17 protein-coding genes are annotated in these 20,809 nt (G+C 36.0%); 9 read left to right on the top strand and 8 right to left on the bottom strand.

Annotated features, from left to right (window positions below; translation table 11 throughout):
- The first annotated feature begins 21 nt into the window (after positions 1–21).
- The 7 genes from ACXACQ_RS20565 (at position 22) to ACXACQ_RS20595 (ending at position 7,605) form a co-directional block, all read left to right on the top strand.
- Complete coding sequence (locus tag ACXACQ_RS20565) at positions 22–1,782, top strand: PspC domain-containing protein (protein ID WP_474977876.1); 1,761 nt, start codon at positions 22–24, stop codon at positions 1,780–1,782.
- 144 nt (positions 1,783–1,926) lie between these two features.
- Positions 1,927–3,303 carry a S41 family peptidase gene (locus ACXACQ_RS20570; protein ID WP_474977877.1) on the top strand — a complete coding sequence of 459 codons (1,377 nt, stop codon included), beginning with the start codon at positions 1,927–1,929 and terminating at the stop codon, positions 3,301–3,303.
- Positions 3,304–3,436: 133 nt separating this feature from the next.
- Positions 3,437–4,339, top strand: coding sequence for a DMT family transporter (locus tag ACXACQ_RS20575; protein ID WP_474977878.1), 903 nt, complete (start codon positions 3,437–3,439; stop codon positions 4,337–4,339).
- A 63-nt stretch (positions 4,340–4,402) separates the two neighbouring features.
- Positions 4,403–4,972, top strand: coding sequence for an RNA polymerase sigma factor (locus tag ACXACQ_RS20580; protein ID WP_474977879.1), 570 nt, complete (start codon positions 4,403–4,405; stop codon positions 4,970–4,972).
- A gap of 2 nt (positions 4,973–4,974) precedes the next feature.
- Complete coding sequence (locus tag ACXACQ_RS20585) at positions 4,975–5,787, top strand: hypothetical protein (protein ID WP_474977880.1); 813 nt, start codon at positions 4,975–4,977, stop codon at positions 5,785–5,787.
- Positions 5,771–6,784, top strand: coding sequence for a porin family protein (locus tag ACXACQ_RS20590; protein WP_474977881.1), 1,014 nt, complete (start codon positions 5,771–5,773; stop codon positions 6,782–6,784). Before ACXACQ_RS20585 ends, ACXACQ_RS20590 begins: the two co-directional genes overlap by 17 nt.
- An 80-nt stretch (positions 6,785–6,864) precedes the next feature.
- Positions 6,865–7,605 carry a hypothetical protein gene (locus ACXACQ_RS20595; protein WP_474977882.1) on the top strand — a complete coding sequence of 247 codons (741 nt, stop codon included), beginning with the start codon at positions 6,865–6,867 and terminating at the stop codon, positions 7,603–7,605.
- 41 nt (positions 7,606–7,646) lie between these two features.
- On the opposite strand, the gene ACXACQ_RS20600 is transcribed toward ACXACQ_RS20595, so the two are convergent.
- Positions 7,647–8,573: an aspartate carbamoyltransferase catalytic subunit gene (locus tag ACXACQ_RS20600; protein WP_474977883.1), complete on the bottom strand. Its 927-nt coding sequence runs from the start codon at positions 8,571–8,573 to the stop codon at positions 7,647–7,649.
- A gap of 2 nt (positions 8,574–8,575) precedes the next feature.
- On the bottom strand, positions 8,576–9,118 hold the full coding sequence (pyrR, locus tag ACXACQ_RS20605) for a bifunctional pyr operon transcriptional regulator/uracil phosphoribosyltransferase PyrR (RefSeq protein WP_474977884.1): 543 nt from the start codon (positions 9,116–9,118) through the stop codon (positions 8,576–8,578).
- A 172-nt stretch (positions 9,119–9,290) separates the two neighbouring features.
- Between pyrR and ACXACQ_RS20610 the strand changes: the two genes are divergently transcribed.
- Positions 9,291–10,289 (top strand): substrate-binding domain-containing protein, encoded by a 999-nt coding sequence (locus ACXACQ_RS20610; protein WP_474977885.1) that lies wholly within the window; start codon positions 9,291–9,293, stop codon positions 10,287–10,289.
- Between the two features lie 165 nt (positions 10,290–10,454).
- A complete protein-coding gene (locus tag ACXACQ_RS20615) occupies positions 10,455–12,005 on the top strand; it encodes a family 43 glycosylhydrolase (protein WP_474977886.1) in 1,551 nt (516 codons plus the stop codon).
- 253 nt (positions 12,006–12,258) lie between these two features.
- Here ACXACQ_RS20615 and ACXACQ_RS20620 read toward each other — a convergent pair whose 3' ends face one another.
- The 6 genes from ACXACQ_RS20620 to ACXACQ_RS20645 form a co-directional block, all read right to left on the bottom strand.
- Positions 12,259–13,215 carry a hypothetical protein gene (locus tag ACXACQ_RS20620; protein WP_474977887.1) on the bottom strand — a complete coding sequence of 319 codons (957 nt, stop codon included), beginning with the start codon at positions 13,213–13,215 and terminating at the stop codon, positions 12,259–12,261.
- Entirely contained in the window at positions 13,215–14,171 is a 957-nt protein-coding gene (locus ACXACQ_RS20625) for a hypothetical protein (protein WP_474977888.1), read from the bottom strand. The genes ACXACQ_RS20620 and ACXACQ_RS20625 overlap by 1 nt, the downstream gene beginning before the upstream one ends.
- A complete protein-coding gene (locus ACXACQ_RS20630) occupies positions 14,168–16,291 on the bottom strand; it encodes a T9SS type A sorting domain-containing protein (RefSeq protein ID WP_474977889.1) in 2,124 nt (707 codons plus the stop codon). The genes ACXACQ_RS20625 and ACXACQ_RS20630 overlap by 4 nt, the downstream gene beginning before the upstream one ends.
- Before the next feature lies 1 nt (position 16,292).
- Entirely contained in the window at positions 16,293–17,957 is a 1,665-nt protein-coding gene (locus tag ACXACQ_RS20635) for a M12 family metallo-peptidase (RefSeq protein WP_474977890.1), read from the bottom strand.
- A 114-nt stretch (positions 17,958–18,071) separates the two neighbouring features.
- Positions 18,072–18,956, bottom strand: a complete 885-nt coding sequence (locus tag ACXACQ_RS20640) for a hypothetical protein (RefSeq protein ID WP_474977891.1) — start codon at positions 18,954–18,956, stop codon at positions 18,072–18,074.
- A 157-nt stretch (positions 18,957–19,113) separates the two neighbouring features.
- Entirely contained in the window at positions 19,114–20,694 is a 1,581-nt protein-coding gene (locus ACXACQ_RS20645) for a hypothetical protein (protein ID WP_474977892.1), read from the bottom strand.
- Between the last annotated feature and the right edge of the window lie 115 nt (positions 20,695–20,809).

Consider the following 20,809-nt stretch of genomic DNA (forward strand, 5'->3'; position numbering starts at 1 on the left):
TGGCTTAATTAAGGTATTGCTATGAACAAAAATATTACTATCAATATTGGAGGAATCATATTCCACATTGAAGAAGTAGCTTTTGAACAGTTGAGAAAATATATGGAAGATATCTCCAATTACTTTTCTCAATATGATGGAAGCGAAGAAATCATCGCTGATATTGAGAGCAGAATAGCAGAAATATTTTCTTCTAAAGTAAGTGAATCCAAACAAGTATTAATACAAGAAGATGTTGATTTCTTAATTAACACCATGGGTAAGGTAGAAGACTTTCAGGCTATGGAAGACGATACAGACCCTAATTACAACAGAAAAAAGCAGTACAAAAACACCCACACCACCGGAGAATCTTCTAAACTTTATAGAGACGAAAAACGAAAAATTGTAGGCGGTGTTTGTGCGGGACTTGGTTATTATTTTAACATTGATGCCACCTTTGCTAGGTTGCTTTTTGTAACACTTACACTAGCCACAGTAGGTATTGGCCTGCTTGCCTATGCCTTAATGTGGGCATTTATCCCCGGCACTTATCTAATACCTGAAAACAATCACATAAAAAAGGTATTTAGAGATCCGGAAGATAAAATTGCAGGCGGTGTTTCATCAGGAATTGCCAAATACCTAGGCATAGAACCTGTAATCATCAGAATTGCTTTCGTAGTAATATCAGTAGCATATTTAGTAGGAGCCTTCATTTACCTCATTTTATGGGCCATTTTACCTGAAGCAAAAAGCATCACAGATAAAGTTCAAATGGAAGGCAACCCTGTTACCTTGGACAACATCAAGTCTAGTTTAAAAAAAAAATCTAAACTAACAGAAGAGCAAAAAAGCACTCTCTCCAGAATATTATTATACCCCTTCAAGCTACTAGGCTTAATTATTAAATCATTTGCAGATATATTAAAGCCGTTAATAATTTTCTTTATTGACTGCAGTAGAATAATTAGTGGGTTTATAATGATGATAATTGGTGCTATTTTCCTGCTCAGCATAATTGTAATCATTGGCATGACATGGCAAATGCTAGAATTTAATACCGTATGGCTTCCATTTCTAAATATTCCACATTATGAGCTAGGCTACCCCGCACAGCAAATTTTCAACAGCATTCCAGAATTTACACTCATTTGCGTAGGCTTACTTTTTATAATTCCGCTCGTATTCTTAATAATGCTTGGCGCTTCGGCAGTTGCTAAAAGAATTATTTTCAGCACATCTACCGGCTGGACATTGTTTACCGTATTTATGGTAAGCGCTTTAATTCTGTCATTTAACCTGCCTGCTATAGCTTGGGAGTTTAAAGAGGCCAATATCAGAAAAAGCGCCATCAACTACACTTTCAAGACAAACTACCCCCTACTGAAACTCAACTTTGTAGAACCAAGACTTTACCACAATACCACTTTAAGCCTAAATGGCTACAATGGCAAAAGTTTCAAGTTACAACAAACATTGAAAGCAAGAGGACACGACAGAAAAAGTGCATTAAGAAATATTGATGATGTTTCTTACCATACAGACCACAATGACAGTTCGCTAATATTCGATAGCAATCTTATTTACAAACCAGAAAGCACTTTTCACAAACAAAGGATTGACCTAAAACTGAATATCCCTCGTAATCAACCCTTCCGAATCCACCATAGCTTATTTCAAATACTTGAATATCCTATTAATGAAATATATCCTGAGTCAACATGGATCTTTAACAGTAATGACGAATTGGAATGCCTTACCTGCCCTGATGACTTAGAGGAAGACGATATAGAGGAGTAAAATAAAATTTCAGATAAAAGCACAGTAACAAAATCATATATCGGAAATATCATTTCTGCATTTAAAATAGTAAATTACAGTGGTTTTTTGAGTTAACTAACCACATAGAAAGCAATTTCAACAAGACATTACTATTTAAACTATATGAATTTAAAATTTGGCAAATTTATTTTAACAGCAACTTTAGCCATCTTCCTTATTGTATCATGCTCAAAAGATGATGATGGAGGAAATAGCCAATACAAAGAAGTAAACAATTGGATATACTCTGTACTGGACTTTGCATACCTATGGACAGACCAGCTTCCTGACGCTTCTGCAGTTAATGAGAACTTACCCCCACTTGAATATTTTGAAGAATTGAGATATTCAGGCGATCGTTTTTCTGTGCTGTATGAAGATTACCAAGAACTAGTTAATAGCTTAAACGGAGTTTCTACCGAACCCGGCTTCGAATACTTATTAGCACGATCAGGCGATAATGGTGTAGTCATGATGATTCTATACACCAAGCCCGAATCACCTGCAGACGATGCCGGTCTAATGCGCGGAGATATTATAACCGCAATTAATGACACTCAAATGAATTTAGACAACTACCAAGCTGTCATCTCAAGCCTAGGGTCTAACCACTCATTATCATACTCAAGATACAATAGCACCACCGATAAATATAAGGCTCAAGCTGCGGTAGAAATCCAACCTGTTCAGTATGCTGAGAACCCCAACTATCTTGATACAGTGTACACCATCAACAACAGAAAAATTGGCTACTATGTATACAACTTCTTTTCACCAGGAAGCGACTCTACATATGACACAGAAATGACATCCATTATTTCTAAATTCAAAACAGAAAACATCCAAGATTTAGTGCTTGACCTGCGCTATAATAGTGGAGGATCTGTTAACTCAGCCACCAACCTGGGCAGCCTTATCGGCACTAATGTCAGCAATGACAAAATATTTTACAGCGATAGGTACAACAACACTTTACAGCAGAATTTTGCAAGTGAATATGGCTCAAACTTCTTCGATCACACCTTCATAGCCACAAACACCAACATAGGCAGCCAGCTAAACAGCAACCTGTACGTGTTAGTTGGTAGCCGCACAGCCTCAGCCAGCGAACTCATTATCAATGGCCTAGACCCATATATGAATGTTACTATTATAGGAGAAACTACTGTAGGAAAAAACGTAGCCTCATCACTATTTGAAGATGAAGAAAGCGGCTACGGTATGCTTCCTATTATTGCAGAAATTAGAAATAGCAAAGGTTTCTCTGACTATGCCAATGGTTTCACTCCCGCAGGAGATAACTTCATCGAAGAATTTGATGACATACTCCTACCACTAGGCGACACCAACGAGGTATTATTAGCCAGAGCACTAGATTTAATCAACGGCACTAATACCAATGGAAGATCCTCAAGCAGAGTAAGCACACATCAGCTAGAGCCCATATACAGTTCTATTGATAAAAAAGCTCGTAGCAATAGAATGATCATAACTCATTAAAAAAACAAAAGGCTGGTAATGATCCAGCCTTTTGTTTTTTATAACCGCACAGCTTATAATTTATCTAATTCATAAAAAAACATGAGAATATAATCATTAAACCATATATCATTGTGGCTCCACCTATACTCCAATGAATAAAAAAACTAACAGCCTTGTATATCTTCTAATATTAGCCTCACTCTGGGGCCCCTCCTTCCTATTTATCAAAATAGCAGTCCATGACATGGACCCGATACACTTAGCCATGTTCAGAGTTTTAATTGCGGCCATAGCCATCAATATTATACTCAAAATATCGGGCAAACCTTTTACACGAAATTTTACATTTTGGAAACACGTAACCATCTGCGGCTTCTTTTCCATGGCCTTCCCTTTTATGCTCATCTCTTGGGGTGAAAAATACATTGACTCAGCATTAGCCTCCATCTTAAATGGCCTCACACCACTTTTCACTTTGGTACTCGCCAATTTTTTAATAGCGGATGATAAGATGACAAGAAATAAATTTATAGGCACCATCCTTGGGTTTGGAGGACTCATCATACTCATCTCCCCACATTTTAATGGTGCCATGGAAGCCTCCACATTAGGTGTAATAGCCGTAATAACTGCAGCAGCCAGCTATGGCATAGGCATGGTATACGCAAGAATGCACCTAAAGAATATCCCTCCCCTGCATGCACCAGCAGCCCAGCTACTAACAGCCTCATTCTATATGATACCAATAGGCTTAATTTGGGGCGGCATACCCAACTTCAATACCATTTCATTTAATGCTATGGGAAGCGTAGTAATATTAGCACTTTTCGGCACCGCTTTAGCATATGTATTTTATTTTAAAATAATAGAAACAGCAAGTGCATCTTACCTTAGCTATGTCACCTATTTAATACCTATTTATGGCATTATTTTAGGAATAACATTCTTAAATGAAAGTATTGCCTCTGAAACAATTATAGGCGCAGTCGTAATCTTAACAGGCCTTATGATAGCCAATAAGTCTATAAAAATACCCACCTTTAAAAAAAGGTGACATTTTTATGACACCCCATGCAACTATTGGTTTCATAGCTGCATCTTCTGATTGAGAACGAATATGAAACTAAAGTTTTACGATAATACTGACAATACACTCATCAAGAAGTGTCGTAAGCAAAATAGCCGAGCGCAAAAGGAAGTATATGAAAGATATGCGTCTAAAATGCTGTCTATCTGCAAACGGTACATCTATTCTGCTGATCAGGCAGAAGATGTTATGATCAGTGCATTTGTAAAAGTATTCAGTAAAATTGATCAGTTTAAAGAAGAGGGAAGTTTTGAAGGGTGGATCAGGCGAATAGTAGTAAATGAAGCACTCACTTATTTAAGAGCTAACAAACAATTGTGGTTAGAGGTTGATATTGATGAAGTACACCACCATGATCATACTCATAGCAATGAACAACACCTAGAAGCCGATGACTTGATGAACATAATACAGCAGCTCCCAGTAGGCTACAGAACAGTTTTCAATATGTATGCCATTGAGGGGTATTCGCATAAAGAAATAGCTGACTCATTAGGAATAAGCGAAAGCACCTCTAAATCTCAACTGAGCAGAGCAAGGGCTTTACTACAAAAGCAACTACTCTCTCAAGAAAAAAGTATTTACGAAAACATTAAATAACTATGAAAAAGCATCCGATTGACGAGTTATTTAAAAATAAATTGACTGACAGCACCAGTCAACCTTCTAATGACTCATGGAGTAAAATTGAAACCGCTTTAAACGAAAAAAGTAAGCCAGCTTATTTTTCTATCTATAAAATAGCTGCAGCGCTTTTGCTACTTTTTTCTGTAGCATCAGTAATTATATACTACAGTGGTCCTGAAGACAAAAACAATCATGTAGCCCTGCTAGACACGCTCTCATCTCATGACAATGACAACAAAAAACCTTCTACAAGCACACTGCCTAACGAAGTAACTACAGAACAAAAAAGTATTAAAGAAGAAATTACTCAAGAGCAAACGGTCACCCAAGCCAATGAAGGAGCTGCATCCCAACCTAAAAAAAACATTGACACAGAAAAGAAAAAGGAAAAACAACACACTCAACCAGCAGTAACAAAACAAATACATGCCATTGCAGAGACCAAAAGTGTTGACAAATCAAAAAGCACTCAACTTGAGGAAAAAGAAAAATTAACAAACGATGCAACCACTAAAGACAATATTGCATCTAATAACCAAATAAAGGAAAGCAACGGCACCACCCTAACCTTTAATATAGAAGACTTTGCCTCTGACAAAAAGCAAGTAGCTAGCAATGAAACTTCATCTAAAACAGCAAATGAGCAAGAAAGTAGCAATTCAACCCTTAAAAAGGTAGTGAAGTTTGCCAAAGAGATGAAAGAAAGCGAAGGGCCACTAGCAGAGATCCGAAAGGCAAAAAATGACTTGTTTGCACTAAACAATAAGAAAAATGAAAACTCAAAATAAATATATATCAGTTTTAGGATTAGTGTTCTTGTGCCTGCTCATGAGTCATGCACACGCACAGGAAACTAGCCCCACTGATTCGGTAATTATTAACGTAGGTAAAAGCAAAATTATATTCTTAATTAAAAACCAAGAAGACTTGGAAACCATAAAGAAATATGATTTAAATGCCATACTTCAAAAATTGAGCTTAAAACTAGAGGCTGATTCAAGCTTAGTTAAAACATCAAACACAGAACAAGCAGTATCTGACACTACTATAGTAGTAGCTACCAGCAAAGACACAGCCCATAAAACCGATACCACATCCATGTCTGCAGAGATTAAAATCTCTCACGAAAAAAAGGAAAAGAAACATCAATTTAACTTAGACTTAGGCATGAATAATTGGCTGGGAGATAATGGCTTCCCTGATGGTAGCGGTGAGCCTTATGGCGTAAGACCTTTCGGCTCATGGTATATTGCTATTGCTTCTATTAACCGCACCCAAATAAAAGGCCCTCTGTATCTTGAGTGGGGACCAAACATAAGCTGGTATAACTTTAAATTTCAAGACGATAATACCAGAATAATCAACAACGACAATACCACTATTTTTGAAGAAGACACACAGTATCCAGATGCTGATTTCATAAAAAGTAAACTAACGGTGGTTTACTTAAATTTCTCAGCTATACCTATTATATATTTCAATAAGGACGATGGCAAAAAGAAATCCTTCCTTGGCATTAACAACAACACCAAGAGCTTTAGAATAGGGCTAGGGCCATACGCAGGCTACAGGCTCGACAGCTACAGCAAAATAGTGTTTAGAGATGAAGGAAGAGAGAAAAAAAGAAACCACGATAACTTCCATCTCAACAACTTCAGGTACGGAGTTCGCCTGCAAGTAGGCTACAAAGGCACCGACTTATTCTTTAACTACGACCTTAACCCTACTTTTAATGATGGCAGAGGCCCTAACCTTAATACTTTCAGCTTCGGCATAATCATATAAATAAAATACAACTCAAAATAAATTTCAATCACTTTTAACAGTGATACAGGAAAACTATGTCTCATCTAAAATGAAAAACAATGAAAAAGCTAATTATCACTCTTGCATTTCTATCAGCTGCTAATATCATTTTCGCACAAGAAAATAGTGACGATGATGCTAAAAAAGATAAAAAGATCAAAACGCATCATCATTTTAACATTGATCTTGGAATGAATAATTATTTAGAAAACGGCTCATCTCCCAGCTCAGACAATGAATTATATACAGTAAAGCCATGGGGCAGCTGGTATATTGCATTAAAATCAATACACAACACTGAGGTAGCAGGCAAACTGCATTTATTATGGGGAGCAGATGTAAGCTGGTATAATTTCAAGTTTGAAAATGCCGACACGAGACTAACTGAAGGAGACAATGGAGTCATTTTCACAGAAGCTTCTGACATGAATAGTTCAAAAAGTAAGCTTACAGCCGCTTACGTAAATGCAAGCCTAGTACCTATGATGCAGTTTGGGAAAAAAGATGACAGCAACGATTCACATTGGTCCGTTTGCAATCCCGAGCAAGGGTTTAGAATAGGAGCTGGAATGTATGCAGGATATAGAATAGATAGCTACACTAAAACAGTAGCCAGTAATAGAGATGATGAAAAAATGAGAGATCATGAAGGTTATTACCTCAATGATTTCAGGTATGGAGTAAGATTTCAATTTGGATACAAAAACGTTGACTTCTTCGCCAACTATGACCTAAATAACTTATTCGCCACTAATAAAGGCCCTGAATTAAATGCTTTTAGTTTCGGTGTCGTTCTCTAATTTCCGAAACTCCAGTCACTCAGCAATGAGTGGCTGGTTATTTACCCATTTACCCCTGCTAGTAAATAAAGCACGGCCATTCTTACCGCCACACCATTTTCTACCTGGTCGAGTATAATAGCATGCTCAGAATCCGCCACATCACTAGTTAACTCCACGCCTCTATTGATCGGCCCAGGGTGCATAATAGTAATTTCCTTATCCAGCTTATCCAGCATTCTTTTATTTACACCATAGTATAAAGAATACTCCCTTAAAGATGGGAAATATTTAATTTGCTGTCTTTCCAATTGTATTCGCAATACGTTAGCCACATCACACCAATTGAGTGCCTTCATCACATCCAATTCTACCTTCACCCCTAGCGAAGCAATATGCTTAGGCAGAAGTGTATTAGGCCCACAAACCATCACCTCTGCCCCCATTTTCTTTAGTGCAAAAATATTTGAAATAGCTACGCGAGAATGAAGTATATCACCTATAATAGCCACTTTAACTCCCTGAAGCGTACCAAATTTTTCGTATATAGAAAATGAATCTAAAAGCGCTTGAGTAGGATGCTCATGCGTACCATCACCAGCATTTACAATATTAGCATCTATGTGCTTGGCTAAAAAATGAGGAGCTCCCGGACTGCTATGGCGCATCACCACCATATCCACTTTCATAGCCAATATATTATTTACTGTATCCAACAGTGTTTCACCTTTTTTCACCGAACTAGTAGACGATGAAAAGTTCACCACATCAGCAGAAAGGCGCTTTTCAGCCAACTCAAACGAAAGTCGTGTTCTGGTTGAATTTTCAAAAAATACGTTGGCAATGGTAATGTCTCGTAGAGACGGAACCTTTTTTATAGGGCGGTTAATTACTTCCTTAAAGGATTTTGCTGTTTCAAAAATAAGTTCAATGTCTTCTGTAGTAATGTTTTTTATGCCAAGAAGGTGTTTTTGACTTAATTGTGACATTGTTATTTTTCTTCCTTATTAATTAACCAGATTTTATTATGCTTACCGCCTTCAAGCTCTACCAACACGCGCTGGTAATCCAAAGTATTTACATTCTTACCAATATAATCTGGCTCAATAGGTAAATCTCTGGTATGCTTTCTATTCACCAATACTAATAACTCTACTTTCTTAGGTCTTCCAAAAGCTATCATAGCATCTAAAGCAGCTCTTACTGACCTACCGGTATACAGCACATCGTCAATAAGTACAACATTTTTATTTTCTATGATAAATGGCACCTTAGTAGCGTTGGCCTTCACCGGAGTTTCTCTCCTTCTGAAGTCATCTCTAAAGAAAGTAGTATCAAGATATCCCATATCTATTTTAACACCTAGGTCATTTTCTAACTTTTGATGAATCATATCAGCAAAGTGGATCCCTCTGGGTTGCATTCCTAAAATGGCAGTTTCCGCAAAATTTCCATGATTTTCAATAAGTTGCTGGCAAAGCCTATCGACTGTGATATTAAGTAGGTGGGTATCGAGTATGAGTTTTCTTTGCATAGCTTAAAGTTGTGCAAATATAGACAAAAGTTTATATGATCTTAAAACTCCTGTTAGATAAAATATTTTTAGATTGTTATGATAAATATTGCCTTTTCCCTGCCCCAACACCTTCATTAATTGCACTTTATTTAGTATTTTAAATAAACGCTCAATATTAAAATATCTCTTCATGAAACATTTTTACATAAAAATCTGCACTATGGCGCTAGCCTTGATGAGCTGCACCATAAGCCAGGCACAAACTATAGGCATATTAATGGACAGCTATGTGGTAGACCGGTGGTACCTAGACCAGCAACTGCTAGAGAAAAAAATTAAAGAACTAGGAGGTGAAAGCATCACAAAAGTACCTTTCGGAGACCCTCAGGAGCAAATCAGGCTAGGTAAAGAACTGATAGATCAAAAAGTAGATGCTTTGATTGTAGTACCTTCAGATGCTAAACAAGCTGCCGCTATTGTTGAATATGCGAAAAAATTTAACATTCCTGTTTTATCCTATGACAGAATGATCCTCAGCAAGGACGTAAGCTTTTATGTATCTTATGACAATATTATGGTAGGTAAACTACAAGCTGAGTATTCGTTAAAACAACAACCCAAAGGCAATTATTTATTAATTAACGGCCCTGAATATGACAACAACGCCAAGCTCTTCAGAAAAGGACAAATGGAAGTACTAAAACCGCATATCTATGCGGGAGATATTCAGGTAATAGGTGATGTTATATTGGAACATTGGAGTGAGTTAGAATCATTAATGAAAACCGATGAATTACTGACAAGTATTAGCGTAAAGCCAGATGTAATTATAGCTGCCAATGATGCATTAGCAAGAGGAGCTCTAAATGCATTGCCTCTCGACCTAGTAAAAGACATTACACTGTGCGGCCAAGATGCAGAAATTGATGCCATAAAATATATCATTAAAGGACAGCAGGACATGACCATTTACAAACCCATAGAAAAACTAGCCCACACTGCTGCAGAAGTAGCTATTACTCTAGCTAAAAATGAAAAAGTCAAAAACTATTCTTCTTTTACTACTGATGATTTTACCGTAGACGCCATTTTATTAGAACCTATAGTGGTAGACAAGACTAATTATAAAACCACTGTAATTAAAGATGGCCATATTTCAATGTCTGAATTAGTAGACACTAAAAGATAATTTTTTTTGCGCCCCTCAAAAACGGGGCGCCATCATCTGCTACTCTATTATTCCTACCACCACTCCTACCTAAAAGCTTCCACTTATTCATATCATAAAACTAAATCGATTTAAACAACTAATTAAGCTTATTATTCATATATTAACAGTTTACAAAAAACGCTCATGAAACTTAAAATAAGCTTATATTTCATTGGTCTATTATTGACCATTACACAGTGTAGCACTCCTACTCAGCAGCACCAGCAGGTGATCCATCAGAAACAGGTGATACCCGGAGAGCTTCCAGACCCTTCAATTATAGAAGTAAATGGTATTTATTACGCCACAGGCTCATCTAACGACTGGGGACCGATCTATCCTATATATCAATCCAATGATTTAGAACATTGGACCTTCGTCAACCACATATTTTCCACACCTCCAAGCTGGACCATTAACAGCTATTGGGCACCGGAGCTGTATTATGAAAATGGCACATTCTTTTGCTATTACACCGCCAGAAGAACAGATGGCACCTCTTGTATAGGAGTAGCCTCAACGGCAGATATTAGTAATGGTTTTGAAGATCATGGGGTTATAATAGAATGGGGAAATGAAGCCATTGATGCTTTCGTTTACAAGGAAAATGACACAAAATACATCACTTGGAAAGCTTACGGCCTCAATAAAGGCAAACCTATTCAAATACTGGGAGCTCCATTATCAGCAAATGGCCTTAGTTTAAATGGAGAAGCTTTTGAGGTGATAACTGCAGATAATAATTTATGGGAGCGCGGAGGAACAGAAGGACAATGCATTATAAAAAATGGTGAATACCTTTACCTTATTTACTCTGGTAATGCCTGCTGTGGACAATCCTGCGACTATCAAGTGGGCGTTGCAAGAGCTAAAACCATGATGGGGCCTTGGCAAAAGTTTGACAAAAACCCTATACTAAAAAGCAACCAAGCATGGAAATGCCCAGGACACGGCACCGCCATACAAACCAAAAACAACTGGTACTATCTTTATCATGCCTACCCACAACAAGGCTTCCCATTTTTAGGAAGAACAGTATTATTAAGTCAACTTTTGTGGGACACAGAAAGTGAGTGGCCATATTTCAGCACGGACAGTATCAAAGACCCTAATGCTCTACCAGCTTCTAATTTCAAGGACGACTTTCAAGAGAAACAACTGAATTATCAATGGCAACGAAATATGGATGTACACGCAAAAAAAGCCTACCTACAAAATGGAAAGCTACATTTATCAGCTGATAGCACTAATAGCCATTTTGGCTTTATAGGCGTAAGTCCAGAAAAAGCAAACTTTACTATTACCACAAAAATTTCAGACCTTCAGCCTGTCTTAAAAGGTTTATCAATATACTCAACACCAAAAAGAAGCATAGGAATAGGCGTTAAAAATGATTCTATCATGCTCTGGTCTATGGATGAAGATCAGCTATATAAACTTAATACGCTATACACCAACACTAGTAAAACCATTACTTTAAAAGCTGAAGTTAAAAATGGGCATCAAGCCAAATTCTATTTCAAAACTAATGAGAAGGACTGGCAACAGATCAAAGACAGCGTTAATGAAAAAGAAGAAGTCATTGGCAATCAGCTAGCTTGGTGGTCATGGGGAATAAGAGCTGGACTGTTTGTAGAAGCGCAAAAGAGCTCTGAAAACGAGGCCACTTTTGACAATTTCGAAATTAAATATTAAGCACTAAAGTTCACATCATGCAAGGGGGCACAATTAAACCCTTGCATGATTCACTTACCTAGCACATCCTAATTAGTCTAAAGCTTCAACTTTTGTGAATGCTACATCATAGCTGTAAATAAATTCGAAATAAGGACTGTAGGATAATACAGCTTCTTCTTTATCGAACCATTTAATGTATTTTAACAAAAAAAGAGAAGGAAATCACATTCCCTTCTCTTTTGACTTTATAATTTATCTCTATAGATAAAACTTATTGCTCTAGCTTATCTAACCGATCAGACAATTCTTCATTTTGTTTTTTCAATTCAAGAATATATAATGTTAATTCTTCCACCTTTTGTAATAAAGTAGTATTTAACTGCCCTACTGACATACCGTTTTCTTGCATATCTTCAGCCGAAGGAACTTCAGGTAAATGATGATGTTCTATAATGTATTTTTCTACATAGTCCAATGATGGTAGATTATAACTCTCTTCGAAAACAAAATCTGCACCAGTAGTATTTACAACTATTTCATTAGCCCTCATAGGTCCATAAACCTCAAGCTTATAGTTGCTATTAGTTTGAGAGCTTTTGCCTATTACTAAGTTCGCTCCTGCTAATGAAAGTAGATCATCACTTTGTAGAACAAAACGAGCATCAAAATCATCTTCACTACTATTAGAAAAATCTATGTAAGGTGTTCCATTTCCTTTTAATTCTATAGCAGCCCCGGCATCATTTGTCAACTTTGATCCACTTGAACCCCATGCAATCATACCTTGTACATCAAGAGTAGCTTGTGGGCTTTCAGTATTAATACCTACCCATCCATTTTCATCATTGATGTACATTCTTGTTTTCCCAGAGGTACCATAAGCTGCACCGTCCTTTGCGGTCTGCAAATATATGCCCCCCATACCTGTTACAAATAACTTCCCATTTCCTTCTAATCCATTCTCAACAAACCCATCCATATTATTTATAAACGAATCTCCATGATTATCTGTTCTAATATGAAGTCCAGTAGGTAAATCTCTATAAGAAAGTATCATATCACTACCCGAAACTTCGAAATCTACTCTAGGAGATGAAGTTCCTACTCCAACGTTATTATTTTCTGTGATAGTCGACTGTATACCTTCTGCTCCATTAGGCAGGTAAATATTTTGCGCATTACAAAGTATTGGTAAAGCAAGAATGAAAAAACTTAAAATTGATTTCATTATTTTTTCTCTAGTTTATTTAATAATTCGTTATACTTTTGATTTAACAAAACTACCTCTTCAGTTAGTTTTTTATTTTCTTTATTCTGTTCAATTACATATAATGTCAACTCTTCAATCTTCTGTAATAATTTAACATTCAACTCACCCACTGACATACCTGCTGTTTGCATATCACTTGCAGAAGGAATTTCGGAAAGGTGACGATTAGCTAAAATAAACTGCTCAACCTCCTCTAGACTCATCAATTTATAGCTTTCATTAAAGACAAAATCTGCTCCATTAGTGTTCACAACTATTTCATTGGCTCTTATTTTACCATTAACATCCAATTTATAAGAGTGATTTTCTTGTTCACTGTAAGTTTTGCCTACCAAAATATTTCCTTTGAAATAAGCGCTACCATCGGAAGGCGCAAAGTAAAAACTATTGTCTCCATTATAATCATTTATCATAAACTTTTTACCTCCTGCCAAATCCTGTAAAGCCAAATTGGCAGTAGTGCTTGATCCCGATTGCTTAAATGCCCATGCACGCTCGGACGATAATCTCAAAATTTCAGCCCCGTCCCCTACGGCTTTGATTTCTAACTTGGCTCGAGCATCAGAAACACCTATACCTACATTACCTCCAAGTAAATACGAATTTCCCTGAGAACTAATCTTAAATTTAACTTCGTTCAATTGATCTCTTCCTACTATATATCCAGAATTCTCAGCATTTAAAGCCACTCTATATGCGCCATCCTTCTCAGCAACTATACGTTCATTAGCACGAATCTCACCTCCAACATGTAGTCGATATAACGGATTTGCCACACCAATACCAACATTTCCACTACCATTAGTAACTTCTCCAACACCAGAATTAATACCACCAGGCACATATAAATACTGCGCATTGACAGAAATAGAAAAAAGTAATAAAAGAAAAATTAAACTCTTTTTATGAATCATTTTTTTATAAATTTAGTAGATCTAGTAATATTATTATTTACAAGTCTTATTATGTATAAACCAGAGTCTAAAAACCTTAAATCTATACACCCTTTATTTTTAAAGTCTGACTTATGATAAATTTTTTCACCTCTCATCGTCCATATAGTAACATCATATACTCCTTCTCCATTGATATTGACTATATCTAGCACAGGATTTGGAAACATTGAAACTTGATGGTCAACCGACTCTTTAATTAGCCCATCATCAACTAACTTAATGACAGAAATATTGTCCGACAATTTCACATCATCAATATGTGTCAGTTTTTCCATTTTATTAAATGCTACTCTAGAGTTAACTGAACAAAATACTTTTGCTTCAAAACTATAATTACTAGACAGAGCCCTAAAACGAAAACCAGGTTTAAAAACAATAGAATTTGTGTGTTCTACTGTATAAGTCACCTGGCCTGTCAAATCTTGACTAAGTATTAAAGGAGCATCTGCACAAGGAATATAATCTTCTTCTAGCCATTGAGAAAAATATTCTCTAATACTCTCCTTTTTCAAAGGATAGTACCTTATTAGATTATCCCTCCATGCCTCTAAAGAGTTATGTATAAGCGGATTCTCTAATGAAAGGAACATGTTTTCAAGAGTTACTCCTGATACATTATCAATTATACTATCATCATTAGTATCATCCTTTAAATCTCTAACAATTACCTGGGGGTATTTTAATTCAATCCTTTGCTCTAAATCAATCTGTGGTTGAAAATATGATGAATGAGAAAACTTATATAAAGCCGCAGCCTCCTCTACACCATCCGCCCATGCCTCTGTGACCATTCGATTAGACTTATTAATTACAACTGAAGACCAATTCCGACATTTCTCCCAATGAGCGGCATGACTTAATTCATGTATTGCAGTTAAATATAAATCTTTATATCCTAATTTCTTGATATATATATCTGATAAACCTATGCGTATATCCACATCTATTCCTAATAATTGCTGCTGATAGGCCATTAGAGCAAATGCTCTGTCATTATCAAAAATTCCGAATGTTAAATCTTGAGGTAAATGTGCCGCTATTTTGAGATTAGTTGAAGGCGCTCCAATTTTATACATTGGAGCATATGTATGGTGATAATCATAAACTGCTTGCATCAATGTCCCCCAAAGATGACTTTCATTCCCTTCACTAGAATAATGAGTCCAAGATTTTCCTTTAGGACCATTCATAAATGCTCCTCCATACATAAGGTAAGTACCAGAAATGGGGCTTGGATTTATTGAAGCAAAACCATTTCTATAAATTATTCCAAAATTAACATCTCTTCTAAATCGATGATTAACCTCAAACTCACCATTAGCATTAGTAAAAGCTGTTTTAACAGTAAACCACCTTCTAACACGAGCTTTTACTCTTGGCACTCCTTCATAAGATTTACCTGATAAATTGATGGTTCCGACAGTTGACTCAATATAAATCTTACCTGATGGCCTATATTTATTTCTTCTTGCATTTGGCGAATCAATAATTTCATTACCATTTCCGGAAATCAAGAGGGCCTCATCCTCAAGATTCATATTAAATTGTTCTAAATCATTATCTGTAGCTGCAGTCCGCCCGCTTTGATCCAAACCATCATCGCTATCAGTAAGATATAATTCCGCAAGAGCTTCATGAGGAATTGCATCAATTTCCTCTGAAAAATGATACCCCTCAGGAATAACAGTATATTGAAAAGTCACCTGACCAGGTTCCAAGCTGGGGTCAATATAATAGTCTCCAAATGAGACAATTTCATAATCAAGAGGGTGATCGAAAATTTCCAAGGATTCATCTTCCCATAAATGAATATAATCAGACGAATCCCTAGGATAAAACTTTATATACTTATGTGTCACTTCAATTTGAATTTCAGGAACATCATCTCCCCGTGCAACTAAATGCTCATAAGCTAAACTCATATTTTCTACAGAGTAAGGGTTTTCTAACCTATTACCCAATACCATAGGGGACAACTCTACGCCATTAATCTGACCATTACAATGTAAATTAACAGCCCAACAAATTACTATCATCAGCAATTTGATGATAGTTTCAATTGTAAAAACTTTATTCATCTTAATCTTTTAAAACACTTCCAGAGTATATCTTATCCTTACTAATGACTTTATAATAATAAACTCCTGATTTTAATTCAGGCAACTTTATATCTAATTCAATTCTACCATGACTTCCTTTAAATGTTTTTCCCATCATTATTTGCCCTAAACTATTATAAATCATCAATCTTATTATTTCATCGCTAGAAGAACTTAACTTGAATTTCAATTCAGATTCGAAAGGGTTAGGGTAAATTTCTAATTCTTTAGGTTCCATTTTTATTATAGAATGTATAGCAGGGTCTGCCAGAACAAGGATTTCTTCATCTTTTGTATTAAAACCACTTATCCTATTAACACTGGAACTTTCGGCACAATTTAAAATCTTCACCTTAACCTCACTCCCATTTCTATAATGAGTATCAGGTTTTAATGTAATTTGTTCTTGAGCTTGCAACAATAAGCGGCTAAAAGGATATGATATTGAAGTATTTGAAATGATTTCATTGCGAGCAAAGAGTTGAACTCTTCTATCAGCTGATACAGTATAATTATTTAGTGCAATTATTTTAGTATCTGCATGAGTAATTACATTACTAATATGACCATTAATAAAATCCCTTGCTTTTGCATAATTATCTCCAGCACTTTCTCCATCAGGAAATGTGAAATTGGGGTCTGAGTAAATACGAATTCTTGTTTGGTTACCATACGACATAATTGACTTATTATTGGTACCTCGATAGCCATATGCTTTTTTTTCATCCAAAGCCCATTCTAAACCGTTTACTTTCTTTTTCCACCAGCCAAACTCCTCCCTGTTGTGCTCAAGATCAAACATATGCCCTATTTCATGTGCAGCAATATTACCTCCATAGCCAGGAGAACTAGTACCCGCACCTACTACTGCCAGCTTCCTATTCCTATGAGCCCTTCCACCGTAGTTATCTTCGGCAAATAAAAGTCCAACATCAGAATTATGATCAAACACCATCTCAAATATTTCATCAAATCTATCATTAAATCCAGCAGTATTGTCTTTAACAAAATGATTATAATCTTCATCCTTATCGCCCGTGCCATTATCCGAGGTTTTATAAGTAAGCACTAACCTCGCTCTTACTTGAAGATTACTCTGTATATACGTGTCATTAATAGCATCAACAACTTGTTCAAAATAATCATGAACTTTTTCATCTGAATTGAAATGAGATCGAAAACCAGGTGTATATGCTATTACGAGCCGATAAAAACTTAATCCGTTACATGTACTGCCTATTCTACCATCTAAATCGCCCGTATTAGTCAGTTTTTCCTGAGGTAGATCATATGAATCACAGTCATTAACCATTGAGTGATTAGATTTATAAATTACACTATAACCATCTCCAAGCGGCATAATTCTGTAAAACAAATAATTATTTAGATTTACTAAACCTGAAATCCCATCATTAGTGTTAATAAAAGAGACTTTTCCTCCAGCATAATTAGCCGATGCTATTACTCCCTCCCATTCGAATTCATTGTCCCCTGAAAGATAATAAGCATTTCTTTCAACAAAAATTACTACATCATTTGGCATTTCGATTGAGATAGAACTTGTAGCATGAGACAAATTGGTATTAGTTCTCACAATGACATACTCCCCCATTTGATTAAAGTCTAAATCAACATCATCAAACATTGGGTTCTGACTAAAACTATAGTTTAATTCCCTTTCTAAGACTACATTTTGGGAATATGATTCTATTCCATTACAGTATAATAATAAAAGTAGAAAACCTGTTAATTAAGTTTTTTAATCATCGCTTCTTTCTAATTCCTTAATTCGTTTTTCTAATTCAATAATATGTAATGTAAGCTCTTCTACCTTTTTAAGGAGTATCATATTCATTTCACCTACTTCCACCCCTTCTTCTTCCATTTCTATAGCAGAGGGTACTTCAGGAAGATGCTGGTTTTCTTTAATGTATTGCTCTATAAATGATAATGAAGGAAGTTCATATTCTGGCGCAAACACATAATCAGGAGCAGGTATATTAAGATCCACTTTAACCTCTTTAGAGTGAATTTTACCGTTTACGGTTAGTGCTGCATCTGGCTGATACGTGCCAATACCTACCTGCCCATTTTTATCTATCATTAAATTATTATTAGAATTGTGCGCAGTATAAAGCACCAAATGATCATTGACATGATCATACCTTACTCTACCAGATGCTTGATTATCTTCATCAGCAAACCAAAGTTCAGACTGCCCATTTGACTTACCCAAAATAGTAAGAAATGCTCTACTTGCATCATTACTTTCAAATATGCCTACCGTCCCTAATATTGGAGACCAACTATGACCTGTACTCCCCTTCCTAACATGTAATAAAGCATCTGGGGAATCAGTCCCTACACCTAAAAAGCCGTCCTCTGGAGTCATAACCAATCTCAATTGGCTTTGTGTAAAAAACTTCACCCCACCAAAGCCGGATAAATAAGCTGTAGAACCAGTTGAATTCCATGAATCATCATACCAGCCTATTGAGTAATTCCCAACATTTTCACCATCATAATTGAATTTATCAGCTGAAACATTGTATCCAAATCCCTCATTAATGGATATGGAATTTTGAGCATGAGAAATAAATGGTAATATGATGATTAACAGTATAGAAGGCAACTTAAATTTCATTATTTAATGTTTATTATGTGAATATTTATATTTATTATAATCCATAAAAAAAATGTTTTCCCATAAAAGCATCCCCCATTACAAATAAATTTTTAATTAAAAATTTATTTATTTATATTTCAGCCGCAAAAGTATGTAAAATAAATAAAGAAAGAAATTATTCAGAAAAAACCCTATTAATAAACAACACCAAACGCCTATCATCAGGGGATTTGAAGTCATCATTTTTAACACGGTGATACCCCCAGAAAAGATATTTATTATCAAACCAGTAGCTACTTCTACCCACATCATCATAGCCATGGACAATTTCATCACTCGCATTGGGCAAGCGAACAGCTACAGTATCTGACACTACGGTATCTTGTTTATAAAGCTTATATGTAAGCTCGGTCTCTTTGTAATAAAAAACGCCCATGTCATCACCCACTTCTCCAAAGGCGCCTACATCATCTAATTCAAATAGTTGGATATCGTCATCACTTCTATAAGGCAATGCATAATCAGACAAATGTTCACCTTCTTTCGAAAGCTTCAAAACCAACAATTCTAAATATTTATAGTGATCAATATCAGCAAGATTGCGATAAGTATAAGGCGTACGCGAATACCGCTGATAAAGCGGACTATTCATTACTGCCGGGTCATGGGTATAGAGGTAATTATTATAAAAGCCATTTCTTCTAGGTTCATAGTCAGGATCTACCACCTCCAGACCTATAATTAAATCACCTTTACTATTGTATTTTATGTTCTTAAAATAAGCCGGAATATCAAAGGCATACTTTTTTCCTTTTGCCTTTTTATGCTCTGCCTTTTCTATCAGTTTATTAGCTCGCTTTTCTCCCATGTAATTAAAATAGTTCTCCATATCAGCGTACTTATGAAATTTAACTACATTCTCCTCCCCTGGCGGCATTAGTTTAACATAAAAAACACCTTCTGATTCTAAAGAGGCGCTGTTACTATAGGTACCAACCAACATCATATAGCCCGAAATAAAATCTGTACATCTGGCATCAGTAGCTTTTATTTTGTTACCAAGCGTGGCTGTACGCTCAAATAAAACCTTCCCATATTCTGAAAAAGTAGCAAACTTCAACAGGTATTCACCAAACTGGCGCTCTTGCACAAGCACATTAAAAGTACCGTTAGAATTAACACTAATATCGAGCAAATCGCTACGACCATCAAAATACCCTGGCAATACCGAGGCCTTCTCTTCTCCAAACTGATAAATAACCATGGAAGGACTATTGCGCACATAACCTCCTAAAATAAGACCTGTCCCTATCACATGCATCTGGGTCAGATCTAACTCCAACTCATTATGAATATCAAAAGCACGTATATCAGATGTTATGAGGTTTGCTTCTATAAGCTTATAGTCTTCCCTTAGGCCCTCTCCTTCTCTATAGAGCACATAAAGCTTATCGTTATTAAGGGCATATCCTTTAAAAGTAAGCTTACTATCTATAAAAATCTCCTTCTCCCAGCATACCGATAGCACAGTATCTAACACGCTCAGTGTCCACACTTCACCTTCCTTTCTTCTGTACTCATTGGTATCGTGAATAATAACTGCTCCAAGCTCACCGGCAGGTATTACTGTAAAATAACCTTCGCTGTATTTCACCTCCTTTTCAAATACAAAATCTTGCTCTAACTGTGCCTGAGACAAATATGAAACGAAAAAAAATGACATGAAAAATACAGCAGATCGTAGATAAGGAAACATAGACTAGGTTAAGTTTAATTCATGAGTTAATGAAAGTAACTATTTCTTTATTCAATATCCTATCTCATTAGGGGTTACATTTCCTAAATTTACAAATCGGAGATCAACTGCCATG

The sequence above is a fragment of the Fulvivirga sp. AWR4_260 genome, assembly GCF_056158185.1.